Origin of the sequence: Flavobacterium sp. (assembly GCF_013822155.1) — a bacterium.
GTDB lineage: Bacteria > Bacteroidota > Bacteroidia > Flavobacteriales > Flavobacteriaceae > Flavobacterium.
The window spans coordinates 1-14190 of sequence record NZ_PNJW01000068.1; the positions used below are offsets into that span (position 1 = coordinate 1).

Annotated in this window: 12 protein-coding genes; 6 read left to right on the forward strand and 6 right to left on the reverse strand. The window is 32.4% G+C overall.

Annotation, left to right across the window (positions count from 1 at the left end):
- Positions 1-62: 62 nt before the first annotated feature.
- Entirely contained in the window at positions 63-785 is a 723-nt protein-coding gene (locus C0512_RS13205) for a head GIN domain-containing protein (protein ID WP_290862326.1), read from the forward strand.
- 1 nt (position 786) lies between these two features.
- Here C0512_RS13205 and C0512_RS13210 read toward each other — a convergent pair whose 3' ends face one another.
- The 6 genes from C0512_RS13210 to C0512_RS13235 all read right to left on the reverse strand — a co-directional run bounded on the left by C0512_RS13210 (position 787) and on the right by C0512_RS13235 (position 11102).
- Positions 787-2109 carry an MFS transporter gene (locus C0512_RS13210; RefSeq protein WP_290862328.1) on the reverse strand — a complete coding sequence of 441 codons (1323 nt, stop codon included), beginning with the start codon at positions 2107-2109 and terminating at the stop codon, positions 787-789.
- A gap of 63 nt (positions 2110-2172) precedes the next feature.
- A complete protein-coding gene (locus tag C0512_RS13215; RefSeq protein ID WP_290862330.1) occupies positions 2173-2991 on the reverse strand; it encodes a M48 family metallopeptidase in 819 nt (272 codons plus the stop codon).
- A gap of 44 nt (positions 2992-3035) precedes the next feature.
- A complete protein-coding gene (locus tag C0512_RS13220) occupies positions 3036-5435 on the reverse strand; it encodes a glycoside hydrolase family 31 protein (RefSeq protein ID WP_290862332.1) in 2400 nt (799 codons plus the stop codon).
- A 144-nt stretch (positions 5436-5579) separates the two neighbouring features.
- Positions 5580-7487 carry a 1,4-alpha-glucan branching protein GlgB gene (glgB, locus tag C0512_RS13225; RefSeq protein ID WP_290862334.1) on the reverse strand — a complete coding sequence of 636 codons (1908 nt, stop codon included), beginning with the start codon at positions 7485-7487 and terminating at the stop codon, positions 5580-5582.
- A gap of 58 nt (positions 7488-7545) precedes the next feature.
- Positions 7546-9168 carry a trehalose synthase gene (locus C0512_RS13230; protein WP_290862336.1) on the reverse strand — a complete coding sequence of 541 codons (1623 nt, stop codon included), beginning with the start codon at positions 9166-9168 and terminating at the stop codon, positions 7546-7548.
- A gap of 2 nt (positions 9169-9170) precedes the next feature.
- The gene (locus C0512_RS13235; RefSeq protein ID WP_290862338.1) at positions 9171-11102 is read right to left on the reverse strand and encodes an alpha-1,4-glucan--maltose-1-phosphate maltosyltransferase; all 1932 of its coding nucleotides are present in this window, start codon (positions 11100-11102) and stop codon (positions 9171-9173) included.
- Between the two features lie 74 nt (positions 11103-11176).
- Here C0512_RS13235 and C0512_RS13240 point away from each other — a divergent pair, with 74 nt between their 5' ends.
- The 5 genes from C0512_RS13240 (at position 11177) to C0512_RS13260 (ending at position 14186) form a co-directional block, all read left to right on the forward strand.
- On the forward strand, positions 11177-12040 hold the full coding sequence (locus C0512_RS13240; protein WP_290862340.1) for an alpha/beta hydrolase: 864 nt from the start codon (positions 11177-11179) through the stop codon (positions 12038-12040).
- Between the two features lie 17 nt (positions 12041-12057).
- Entirely contained in the window at positions 12058-12531 is a 474-nt protein-coding gene (gene msrB / locus C0512_RS13245) for a peptide-methionine (R)-S-oxide reductase MsrB (RefSeq protein ID WP_290862342.1), read from the forward strand.
- A complete protein-coding gene (msrB, locus tag C0512_RS13250; protein WP_290862344.1) occupies positions 12531-12920 on the forward strand; it encodes a peptide-methionine (R)-S-oxide reductase MsrB in 390 nt (129 codons plus the stop codon). The genes msrB (C0512_RS13245) and msrB (C0512_RS13250) overlap by 1 nt, the downstream gene beginning before the upstream one ends.
- Before the next feature lie 3 nt (positions 12921-12923).
- Positions 12924-13568 carry an endonuclease III gene (gene nth / locus C0512_RS13255; protein ID WP_290862346.1) on the forward strand — a complete coding sequence of 215 codons (645 nt, stop codon included), beginning with the start codon at positions 12924-12926 and terminating at the stop codon, positions 13566-13568.
- A 66-nt stretch (positions 13569-13634) separates the two neighbouring features.
- Positions 13635-14186, forward strand: coding sequence for a 2'-5' RNA ligase family protein (locus C0512_RS13260; RefSeq protein ID WP_290862348.1), 552 nt, complete (start codon positions 13635-13637; stop codon positions 14184-14186).
- Positions 14187-14190 lie beyond the last annotated feature (4 nt).

Genomic DNA, 14190 nt, shown 5'->3' on the forward strand with positions numbered 1-14190 from the left:
GTTTCAAATTACGGAAATATCAACTTGACTCAAAATTTATAATCAATCATAAAAATTTAATCATGAAAAAATTATTCTTATTAGCTTGTCTTTTCTGTTTATCAACCTCTTTTGGACAATGGGATTCTAAATCAATAAAAGGTAAAGGTAAATTCTCTACAAAAGAAGTTATTACATCAGATTATGAAACAGTAAATGTTTCCGGTTCATTTTTTGTTACCTTAGTAGAGGGAAATGAAGGAAAAATAATTATCAAAGCCGAAGAAAATTTAGTAGACTACATCGTAGTTGAAAGCAAAGATGGTTCATTGAATATAAGACCTGAAAAGGGTTATAATTTAATGGCTTCGAAAGGAAATAAAATAGAAATAACTGTGCCGATAAAAGAAATTTCAAAAGTTAGTTTGGTCGGTTCAGGTGACATAATTTCAAATTTTATAATTAAAACTTCCATTTTTAAAGCAACTTTAGCCGGCTCCGGTGATGTGAAATTAGCAATTGAATGTGACTCTTTAGAAACTCAGGTTGCCGGTTCGGGAGACATTGAATTAAAAGGAAGAACAAAAAACTATGAAGCGAGTGTGGCGGGTTCAGGTGATATCAAAGCCTTTGAATTAATTTCTGAAAATGCAAAAGTAAATGTATCCGGTTCCGGAGATATTAAAGTGAATTGCACAGAATTTATAGAAGCTCGTGTTGCGGGTTCCGGAGATATTGAATATAAGGGTAACCCTAAAAAAGTTGACACCAAAGTGGCCGGTTCAGGAACAATAAAAATGATGTAAATTAATCTGCGTTTGAAGAATCATTTTCTTCAAATGCAGTATTTTTTGGCACTCTGAGCAATAAAATCAGACCTGCTACAAAGAAAACACCTAAAAACACTATTGCATTTCGCATACTTCCTGTAATTTGGTCAATCAAGCCATAAATTACCATTCCTATCACAATTCCTATTTTCTCGGCAACATCATAAAAACTAAAATAGGAAGCTGTATCATCGGTTTTGGGCAAAAACTTTGAATAAGTTGAACGGGACAATGCTTGGATTCCTCCCATTACTAATCCTACAAAGCCTGCTGTTATATAAAAATGAATTGGTTCAGTTACAAAATAAGCAAATACACAAATGATTGCCCAAATTGTATTGACAAAAATCAATGTTGGAATATTTCCAAATTTTTCTGATGCTTTCGAGGTTAAAGTAGCTCCCAAAACGGCAACTAATTGAATAACTAAAATACTAATTATTAAACCGGAAGTTTTTTCACTATCTCCAGCCCAATTAATTTCCTGCTCACCAAAATAAGTTGCCACAAGCATAACTGTTTGAACTGCCATACTATAAACGAAAAAAGCTACTAAATACCTATACAATCTAAGGTTTTGACATAAATGAATTTGTACTTTTCTTAGCTCTCGAAATCCATTTAAGACTACATCTTTTGTTATTTTCTCTGCATTTTTGTTTCCTTTGGGTAAATAATAAAAGGCATATTGAGCAAATAGTATCCACCAAATTCCTGTCATTGCAAAAGCAAGTCGCATAGTATGCATGGCTTCCTCACCTTCTTTACCTAGAATCATATACAAATTAATTAAAAGTAAAATAACACTTCCTACATAGCCAAAAGAGTATCCTTTTGCACTTAAACTGTCTTGTTGTTCTTTAAAAGCAATATCCGGTAAATACGAATTATAAAATACTAAACTTCCCCAAAAACCTAATAAACCAAAAAAGAAACAAACAATTCCAAAATAAATATTATCAGAAGTAAACCAATACATCCCAATACAAGATAGTGCTCCCAAATAGCAAAAAAACTGCATGAAACGCTTTTTATTACCCGCAAAATCGGCAATTCCGGAAAGCAATGGAGAAAAGAAGGCTACACACAAAAAAGCAAAAGCTGTAACAAAACTAATTAATGCCGTACTTTTAAATTCAAAACCTAAAAAAAGTAAATAAGGGTTTTCTTTTGGAAATAAAAATCCATAATACAATGGAAAAATAGAAGACGATATCACTAAAGGATAAACGGAATTTGCCCAATCGTAAAAGGCCCATGCATTCAATAATTTTTTACTTCCCTTTGCAAGTGTGCTCATAATTTTAGATTATAATCATAAAAAAAGCTGTTCTTTTCAGAACAGCTTCGAATATATAAATTTTTATTTAAAAATCACTCCGTATTTAGCAGCTTCTGCTTTTGCCTCCGGAATCCATTTACTTAAATTAGAAACTCTTGTATCATGTGATGGATGTGTACTCATAAATTCCGGTGGAGCTCCTCCTCCTGATGCACTTCCCATTCTTTTCCAAAAAGGAACAGAAGCCTCAGGATTGTATCCGGCAATAGCCATCAAAATTAATCCTATTTTATCGGCTTCACTTTCGTGACTTCTGCTAAAAGGCAACATGCCACCTAATTGAGTTGTTGCTCCATAAGCTGTCATGGCTATTTGTTGCGTTTCTTGGGATTTATTTCCAGTGGCTACTCCTACTCCAACAGCTCCAATTTCTTGCAACATTCCGGCACTCATTCGTTGTTGTCCGTGATTCAAAAGAGCATGTGCAACCTCATGTCCCATTACTGTTGCTAATCCGGCTTCATCTTGAGTAATTGGTAAAATTCCGGTATACACAACAATTTTTCCACCAGGCATACACCAAGCATTAATCGCTTTGTCATCAACCAACTTATATTCCCATTTATAATCTTTTAAATATTCCGGTTTTCCAACAGCTTTTAACCATTTCTCAGCAGCTTGTTTAATTTTAATTCCAACAGTTTCTACTCGCTTAGCATCTGCTGTTCCTGAAATTACTTTGTTTTCTTTCAAAAAAGCATCATATTGTTGAAAGGCCGAGGGAAATATTGAACTATTATCTACTAAAGCTAACGTACTTTTACCTGTTAATGGATTTGTAGCACAACCCATAATAAGCACGAAAAAACCGAATAAACTAAATGCCATAATTCTTTTCATAATTGTATAAAATTTTGTTTTTTTATAAAAGTACGACAATAAAACTACTTTCCAACGATATGTAATTCAGTAAAGAACTTATCTACCAACAATGTATTTTTTCCATCATATGAAACACTAGCAAAAGAGACTTTTTCATTATCAATTTCTATGGATGAAACTTTAAAAGGTAATCCTATTAAATTAATTCTAAACTTTGAATAATTTGTCATGAACTCTCCTTCTTCATGCAATTGAATAATCAACTCTTTTTCTTTTCCGGTCAAATTGAATGTTCGCAAAGAAAATCGCCCTTTATTATAGTCATAACCATCATGAGCATCTTCATATAGAACTGATTTCTCTTTACCAAATTTGTAATAAACATCCAACGTAATCTCTTCAAACTCTTTTTCCCCAACAAATTGCTGAATAGGATATTTAGGAATGATAGCTCCTTCTTTAATAAAAATTGGAATTTGATCATAATCTGTAGCTACCCAAAGTTCTTTTTTTCCTTCTACCAATTCATTTGTCCAATAATTATACCAATTCCCTTTCGGTAAATACATTCTACGACCAATTGCATTAGGCTCTAAAATTGGGCAAACCAAAATTTGATTTCCAAAAATAAACTCATCCGTTCTGTAAAGCGTTTGAATATCTTCTTGGTCAAAATAAACTAATGGTTTCAGCATAGGTTCGCCTTCATTGACATATTTCCAGAACATGGTGTACAAATAGGGAAGTAATTGGTAACGAAGATTTACGAATTTTCGAGTAATATCAATAACTTCCTCCCCAAAAGACCAAGGTTCCTGTTCACCGTGATCTCCGGATGAATGCGTTCTACAAAAAGGATGAAACACACCTAATTGTATCCATCGAGTATATAATTCACCGGAAGGTTGTTCTGCAAAACCACCAATATCAGAACCGGTAAAACCCATTCCGCTTATTGACATACGTTGCATTTGGATATTTGCTACCCATAAATGTTCCCATGAAGCAACATTATCTCCTGTCCATGAAGAAGTATATCGTTGCGAGCCTGAATAGGCAGAACGTGTGATAATAAAAGGTCTTTTCGGATAAGCAAATCGCTTTACGCCTTCATAGGTTGCACGAGCCATTTGTGTTCCATATACATTATGAGCTTTTCGGTGACTACACGGATTTCCATCATAATCATGTCGAACATCCATAGGGAAAGTTTTTCCAGGAACATCCATTACAGCAGGCTCATTCATGTCATTCCAAACTCCTTTTACACCAATATCAGAAATCAATTCTTTGTATAAACCAGCCCACCATTCACGTACCTCAGGATTTGTAAAATCAGGGAAATTACATTCACCCGGCCATACTTTTCCTTTCATATAAGGTCCGTCAGCACGTTTACAGAAATAATCTTTTTCTAAAGCTTCTTTGTAAACTGAATATTCTTTGTCAATTTTGATTCCGGGATCAATAATAACAACCGTTTTAAATCCATCTTTTGCTAATTCCGCTACCATTCTTTTCGGATCCGGGAAATATTCTTCACACCAAGTAAAACATCGAAAGCCTTCCATGTAATCTATATCTAAATAAATGGCATCACACGGTATTTGTAATTTTCTGAACGTTGACGTGATTTCTTTTACTTTACTTTCCGGATAATAACTCCACTTACATTGGTGGTAACCCAAGGTCCATAAAGGCGGAAGTTCAGGTTTTCCGGTTAAATGAGTGTATGCTATAACTACATCTTTCATTTTTGGACCATAGATAAAATAATAATTCATCTCCCCTCCTTCAGCCCAAAAACTGGTTACGTTTCTTCTCTCATGGCAAAAATCAAAAAATGTTCTGAATGTATTATCGAAAAATACGCCATAAGCTTTGTCATGATGCAATCCGATATAAAAAGGAACAACTTTATACAAAGGATCTTGTTCTTTTTGAAAAGCATATTGGTCAGTTGCCCAATTTTCTATACGTTTTCCTTTTAAATTCAAATGAGTAGCTTTATCTCCCATGCCATAATAACATTCCCCGTCATTAGCTTTCTTACTCATTTTGACGATATTTCCGCCAAATTCATAACTTTCTTCCCAATGAAATCCAATTTCATCATCTAAAATAGAAGAACCTTCTAAATCAAAAAGGGAGACTTTTGCATTTTCTTTATTAATTCTACAAACTATTTTGCTAGTAGTAATAGTATAGAAAGTTTTTTGCTCAGCTACTTGAAGTTCATTATATCCATGTGATTGACCTTTGTCAATGGCATACGAAAAGTCTTTGTTAAAATATCCTTTTGTGGTGTAGCGAAAACGAATCATACTGTCACGAAGAATTGTAATTTTTAAAACTACATTGTTTTCAGTGTAAAAATAAATGCTATCAACATCTTGATTATAAGCTATTATTTGAGTTGGAAATTGATCTCCTTTATATTCTAATTCTGTGTTGGTAATCATAAGTTTAGATTATGTAATGTTGCCAAATTTACAAAGATGAAAGTTTGAACAACTATTTTGATTTTAGGATTTATTAACTCAAACGTTTGCGTATATTAATAAAACAAAAAACCCTCTTTATTAGAGGGATTTCTATTATCTATTTTAAGAAATTTTAAAAACTGTAACACTCAAAGGCGGTAAAGTTAAAGCAACTGAAAATTCTCTTCCGTTCCAAGGTTCTTTTTCTATTTTGATGGCTTTGGGGTTTCCAATTCCACTTCCGCCATATTCTTTTCTGTCAGTATTAAAGAGTTCCGTTAATTTTCCTTTTGTTGGAACTCCTATTCGATAATTTTCTCTAACAACGGGTGTAAAATTACAAACGACAACCAAGTTTTCTTTTTCATTATTTCCTTTACGAATATAACTCAAAACTGCATTTTGTGCATCAGAATAATTAATCCATTCAAATCCTTCAGCTGTAAATTGTTTTTCAAATAATGCCGGGTTATTTTTATACAGTCCGTTTAAATCTGTAATACACTTTTTAATACCATCGTGGTAAGCAAATTGTAACAAATTCCAATCTAAACTTCCATCAAATTTCCATTCAGCACTTTGTCCGAATTCTGATCCCATGAACAATAATTTCCCACCGGGATGAGTAAACATATAACCATAAAGCAATCTTAAATTTGCAAAACGTTGCCATTCGTCACCAGTCATCCTTCCTAAAATTGATTTCTTACCATAAACAACTTCATCATGCGAAAGAGGTAACATGAAGTTCTCCGAAAAGGCATACGTCATTGAAAAAGTTAAATCATTTTGATGGTATTTTCGATAAACCGATTCTTTTTGAAAGTATTGAAGCGTATCATGCATCCAGCCCATCATCCATTTCATTCCGAAACCTAATCCTCCCAAAAAGGTAGGACGGGAAACCATTGGAAAAGAAGTGCTTTCTTCAGCAATTGTTTGAACTCCTTCGAAATTAGCATAAACAGCTTCATTAAAATCTTTTAAAAAACTGATTGTATCTAAATTTTCTCTACCTCCAAAAATATTTGGTTCCCATTCACCGTCTTTTCTGGAATAATCTAAATATAACATAGAAGCAACGGCATCTACACGAAGTCCATCTACATGATAATGCTGCAACCAGAAAAGGGCATTACTAATCAAAAAAGAACGCACTTCATTGCGACCGTAATTAAAAACTAAACTCTTCCAATCGGGGTGATAACCTTTACGTCTGTCCGGATGTTCATAAAGGTTTGAACCATCAAAAAAACCAAGTCCGTGAGCATCGTCAGGAAAATGGGAAGGTACCCAATCTAAAATAACGCCAATTCCGGCTTGGTGTAATTTATCGACCAAAAGCATAAAATCCTGTGGCTTTCCAAAGCGGGAAGTTGGTGCAAAATAACCCACTAATTGATAACCCCATGAAGGATCGTAGGGATATTCCATAATTGGCATAAACTCTACATGCGTGAAACCGGTTTCTTTTACATAATTGACCAAATCATCCGCTAATTCAATATAAGTTAAAAAACGATTTTCTTCGACATTGCGTTTCCATGAACCCAGATGAACTTCGTAAACAGAATACGGTTTATCTAAACCGTTTTTGTCTTTTCTGGAATCCATCCATTTTTTGTCTTTCCATTTATAGTCTAAATCCCAAATAACAGAAGCGGTATGAGGCGGTTTTTCACAATATAAAGCAAATGGATCTGCCTTTTCAGTAACTATTCCGTTGTTATTAGATTGAATTTTATATTTATAAGTAGTTCCTTTGTCAATTCCTGGTATAAATCCTTCCCAAATGCCGGAAGCATCCCAACGAACATACAATTGATGTTCGCCTTGAATCCAATAATTAAAATCGCCCACGACAGAAACCGAACGTGCAGAAGGTGCCCAAACGGCAAAATAAACGCCTTTTACACCATTAACTTCCGTGAGGTGAGCTCCTAATTTTTCGTGTAATCTAAAATGTTTTCCTGCCTTAAATAAATCAATATCGAAATCGGTAAAAAGAGAATGCGGTTGTACTAAGTTCATATGTTTTTTTATTAACCCTATTTAGGTTCTATAATTTTATTTGATTCTAATGCAATTTTTAATAATTCATAATACTCTGAATTCCTCTTAAGGGAATAACTGCCCAACGTGGTCTGGAATTGAGTTCATACCCTAATTCATAAACCGCTTTTTCAAGTAAGCAATATTTTAAAAGAAAATCAATTTCATGATTATAACCAATGTTCAAATTACCGGATTGAGCTTTTTCGATGTAAGTTTCTAAAAAGACTCCAACAAAATATTTATATAAAATTTCTCCAGCTTTAAATAGTTCTTCTTGTTCAAAAGGATATTTTTCTTTATTGTTAAAAATTGTTGCATAAATAGCATAATGAAATGAACGGAACATACCGGCAACATCTTTCAACGGTGGTTGTTTTACTTTTCGGTCACGAATGGTGCTTTCAGGTTCTCCTTCAAAATCAAGAATATAAAAATCGTCTCCGTTTACTAAAACTTGTCCTAAATGATAATCACCGTGAATTCGAATTCTTTCTGATTTCATCTTTGTCCAATCAAAATCTACAAAATGTTTTCGGACTATTTTTTTGTTTTCCATAAATTGATGAGCCAACTCTAAAGCTAATCCGTCTAATTTATGCAAACTATTTTCAATAATATTTAATCTGTTTTGAAACTGATATAGCATTCTGTTTTTTAACCAAACGGTATAATCACCATTATAAGTAGTTGGGGTAAAGGCAGTTTCATGTATATCACTACCCAAAGCAATATGCATTTCTGCAGTTCGAAGAGCTAACGTTTGAATGCGTAAAAATAAACTCAATCCAACCCAATCAATTATTTCCGGCGGAATTTCATTTATCTTTAATCTTTTAAACATTACTATGTCCGGTAATTTATCGATTTTGATTTTTTTACGTTTCAAATTATCAAAAACACCATCGGTTTGCTCCAACATAAATTTCCAAGCATCTCCTTGATTGGGAACCAATTCCTGCATTAAACCTAGAGTAATATTTCCTTCAGACAAAGCTAAATTAATACTTCCGGTATAAGCTGGAGAATTTGGAAAATGCATCCGCTCAGTTAAAAAACGACTGATTTCATAATCGGGATTTGTACTAACATAAATCCTTCTGAAAATCTTTAAAACATAGGTATCATTATAAATAATTGATGTATTACTTTGTTCCAATCCCATAAATCGTGATGATTCATATTCTTGGTTTTCAATAGTAGATCCTTTATGAAAAATAAGTTTATTTCCTTTAGTTTCTTTTGACTTTATAATATTATCAAACAGCATTTTACGAAAGTCTTCCTGATGTAAAGCATCAACCAAAAAACCCTCCTGATTTCCCATTTTAACCGGAGCAATTACAGTACTGGTATCTAATTCTTCCTTAGACATAAATGCTAAAGGCATAAAATAGTGTTGATAAAAAGCTTCTTTAAAATTGACTTCTAATAATACACCATAATAGGTATTTTTCTTTGAGGTCATTTTAAAATAATCAACTACATCAATATATTTTAAAGTACTTGCTTTTCCGCCATACCACCGCTTGTTAATGATATAATTTTCTAAAATATCAGATGAAAAAACTTTAATAAAATCCTCCTCTTCAAAACAAGTTTTCCATTCTGTTTTAAATTCAAAAGTACTGGCGAAAGTGTCTTGGTTTGTTGTATCCATAATTATCGCTCGATTTTAAATAAATGAAAAGGTAAAGCAGGATGTAATTCTACAAAATTCCATTCTTTATCCCATAAATAACTGTTACCGGTAATTAAGTCAGTCACTCGAACGGGTTGATTACCTATTTCTTCCAAAGGTAAGCGAACCATTGCTTGTTTTGGATAATATGGATCTAAATTACATATCATTAATGTATGATCTGTTTTAGAATCATTGAATTTATAATATGCCATTATTTGATCATTTTCAACCTTACAAAAAACAATATTATTGGTTTGTTGTAATGATTCATGCTGTTTACGAATATGATTTATTCTTGTTATAATTGTGGTAAGTTTATTTTTGGCTTCCCAATCCCAATGATAAACTTCATATTTTTCAGAATTTAAATACTCTTCTTTACCCGGCATCGCTTGATGAACCATAAATTCGTATGCCGGTCCATAAATTCCTACACTTGAACTTAATGTAGCTGCTAAAAAATACTTTTGAAGATATACCGATTCATGACCATTTTGCAATGCATAGGGCAAGATATCGGGTGTATTAGGCCAAAAATTTGGTCGGAAAAATTCTTTTTGTTCCGTTTGGGTTAATTCCGTTAAATAGTCAATTAATTCTGCTTTAGAATTTCGCCAAGTGAAATAAGTATACGATTGTGTAAAACCTTGTTTTGCCAATTCGTTCATAATTTTAGGTCTAGTAAAGGCTTCAGCTAAAAACAAAACATCAGGATGCTTCTTTTTTATTTCACTTATCAACCAACCCCAAAAATAAAAAGGTTTAGTGTGTGGATTATCAACTCTGTAAATTTTAATACCGCATTCTTCAATCCAAAATAAAGCTATATCCAATAGTTCTTTCCAAAGATTTTTCCAATCGCCACTTTCAAAATAAATTGGTTGAATATCTTGGTATTTTTTGGGTGGATTTTCAGCATATTGGACAGTTCCATCCGGACGCCATTTGAACCATTGTGGAAAATCCTTAACATATGGATGGTCTGGTGCAGCTTGTAAAGCATAATCCATTGCAATTTCAATTCCCATTGATTGAGCTTTATTAACCAATGATTTAAAATCATCAATTGAACCCAACTTAGGATGTGTTGACTTATGTCCACCGTATTTTGAACCAATTCCCCAAGGTGAACCTACATCGCCATTTTCGGCATTAGTTGCATTATTTTTACCTTTACGATTTACTTCTCCGATAGGATGAATAGGTGGAAAATACAATGTGTCAAACCCCATTTCTAGAACTCTGGGCAACAATCGTTCACAATCTTTAAATGTTCCATGCTTACCTGTGTTTTCAGAAGCCGAACGAGGAAAAAACTCATACCAAGTGCTGAACAATGCTTTTTTTCGGTCTACATAAACTTTTAATTCAGCGGAAGTATTCGCCAGTGTTCGGGTTGGATATTTTAGAAAAATTTGATGTAATTCATTACTCAAAGCAAATTCAACAGCTTTGCCATATAATTTTTCATCCTGAAATGATTTTATAACTTCATTTAAATATACTTTTTCTTCTTTGGAAACATCCTTCAAAATAGCTGAACAATATTCAGCACCTTCTAATAATTCTGATTTAACGTGTTGATTATCTTTAATTTTTCGTTCTGTACCATGTTGCCAATTCAAAGCATAATCAACCCACCCTTCAATAAAATAAGAATAAACCCCTTGTTTAATAACTTTAAAATCAACGCTCCATTCATCATTTTCAGTCGGAGACATTCTTACTTCAGACCACTTTTTTTCTAATTCATGTTTAAATTTCACACAACAAGCAATCACGTCGTGTCCGTCTGAAAAAACATTTGCTGATACTGAAACATTTTGATTAACTATTCTTTTTATATAAAAGACCCCACCGTCTAATTGCGGTTTTACATTTTCAATAATAATTCGGGTTTGGTTTTGCATTTTAAGTAATATTTATGAACTATAAATTTATAAAAAATAATTTTAAATTCTACCTTGCAATAAAATTTATTGAAATGTCAAAAAAAGTCAAATCTGACAATCAATCCTTGCAGATTCCTAAGCTAATTCTACTTACAGCTAAATTATTACAATCAATTTCTTTAAATTTAGTGACACGATTTGCGGCAAAATTGTTTACAACTCCTATTAAACATAAAATTCCAAAAAGAGAATTGCATATGGATAATAATAGTATTCAACAATTGGTAAGAATTCCGGCAATTAATAAAGAAATAATGGTGTATCATTATGGTAAGAGTGAAAATAAAATTCTATTGGTTCATGGTTGGTCAGGTAGAGGAACACAACTTGTGAAAATAGCGGATAATTTACTTGAATTAGGCTATTCTACTATAAGTTTTGATGCTCCAGCCCATGGAAAAAGTAATGGTCATTTTTCGATTATGACCGAATTTATTGCTTCAATTTTGGAATTAGAAAAACAATATGGTCCTTTTGACTATGCTGTAGGGCATTCATTAGGAGGTATGTCGATTTTAAATGCCCTCAAACAAAACCTAAAAGTAAAAAAAGCAGTGATTATCGGCAGTGGAGATATTATTCAGGATATTGTTGTTGATTTTGTAAAAAAACTACAATTAAAACCAATTATTGCTGATAAATTACAAAAGCATTTTGAAACCAAATTTGGTGAACCAATGAATAACTATTCAGCTTTTGTAGCCGCTAAAAATATTGAAATTCCAATACTAATTATTCATGATGCTGATGATGTTGAAGTTTCTGTTAAAGCAGCACATCATATCCACGAACATTTAAAAAACAGTAAAATAATAATAACGAAAGAGTTAGGTCATCGTAAAATACTTGGAAATCAAAAAGTTATTGATGAAGTAAAAAAATTTATTAAGTGTTAAACAATTAAAAATCTGCTATGAAAAAATTAATTTTAATGCTGTCAATATTCACTTTAACAGCTTGTCAAGGACAAAAAAAGGAACAAAAAAATTCAAAACTGAAAGTTGTAAAAACGGAGGCCGAATGGAAATCTGAATTAACTCCAGAACAATATGAAGTATTGCGTAAAAAAGGTACAGAAAGTGCATTTACGGGAAAATACTGGGATCATTTCGAAAAAGGTCAATATGTCTGTGCGGCATGTGAAAATCCATTATTTGATTCACAAACAAAATTTGAATCTGATTGCGGTTGGCCTTCATTTGATCAAGCAATTAAAGGTTCTGTAATTTATGAAAATGATTATAGTTTTGGAATGTCAAGAGTTGAAGTCATGTGTGCAAAATGTGGTGGACATTTAGGACATGTTTTTGATGACGGACCTAAAGAAAGTACAGGAAAACGCTTTTGTACAAATTCAATTTCGGTTAAATTTATTCCAAAAAAATAATGGCTTATAAAATTCAAAAAACAGATGAGGAATGGAAAGCCCTTTTAGGTATTGAAAGATATAAAATCCTTCGCCAAAAGGGAACCGAATTTCCACATACTGGACAATACAACCTTCATTTCGAAAAAGGAACCTATTGTTGTGCAGGTTGTAGTGAACCTTTATTTGAAAGTAATTCAAAGTTTGACGCACATTGTGGTTGGCCATCTTTTGATGAATCCATCCCTGGTAAAGTTGAATACCATAAAGATACAACTCACGGAATGATTCGAACTGAAATCTTGTGTGCTAATTGCGGCAGTCATCTTGGCCACGTTTTCGAGGATGGTCCAACTGAAACCGGCACACGTTACTGTGTAAACTCTTTATCGATAGATTTTAAAGTGTAAACTATGAATCTTTTTAATGAAACAAATAATTGGAAAGAAAAGCTAACTCCTTTAATTAATCAATATAAAGGAAAAAAGCATCCATTAAATTACCAAAGTCCTTATCAATTATTGGTTATGGTTATGCTTTCTGCCCAAGACTCAGATGCTAACATCAACAAAATTGCACCTGAATTATTTTTATACTTCCCGAATATAGAAGCATTAGCTGATTCAAATCCGGAATCTCTATATCCATTCATAAGTAAAGTAAAAAATTTTGGAAATAAAGCAAATTGGCTTATTGAAACTGCTAAAACCATCAAAGAAAATAAAAATATACCTATAGATATTGATAATCTAATCGCTTTAAAAGGCATTGGTAGAAAATCCGCGAACGTAATCCTTCGAGAAACTAGTCAAAAAGCACAAGGTATAATAACTGATTTACATGTTATCAGAGTTGCACCAAGAATTGGTCTCACTGATGACAGCAAAGATGGTATAAAAATCGAAAAACAACTCATGAAAGTTCTACCTACTGAAATTTGGAATGAAATAGGAATGGCAATTTCATTCCTCGGAAGAGAAACTTGCCGTCCTACCAATCCAAAATGCAACCAATGTATCATCCAAAAAGATTGTCAATATCCATTTAAAACTTTATAATCTCTATTTAAACTAAAATTATACCCTATTTTATATTTTTTAAATATTTCATTTTCTAATTCACATATGAACGAAAAGTCACAATTTTTATTAGCTGTTATACCAAGTCAAGAAATTTCAAATCTGTTGAAAGAATGGAAACATTTACTAAAGAAAGAAATCGGAAGATTTGGAAGTGATAATTCTCTAGCTCACATCACTGTAATGGGTTTTGAAGCAGATTTAAATCAATTACCTTACTGGATTAATAAAATTTCATCCTTTTGCAACAATTATACTGAATATGAAATCGGATTTGATGGTTTTAATTCCTTTGGATCCTATGTTTTTTATGTTAAACTTGATGACGGTTCAGTAAAATACTTTAATAAATTAATCTTAGACATTCATCGTTATTTTGGTTTTAAAATAAAAAGTGTTAAATCACACATGACAATAGCTCGTAAGTTGGATGAAATAAGAATAGAAAGTGCTTATAAATTATTTAAAAATTACGAAACAGATTTTAAATTTTTATGTGATGGTTTTACACTCAGAAAATACAATACCACAACCAAACAATATTCTGATTTTATTGTTGAATTCAAATTTAGTGAGCAGCAATTAAAACTCTTTTAATTAT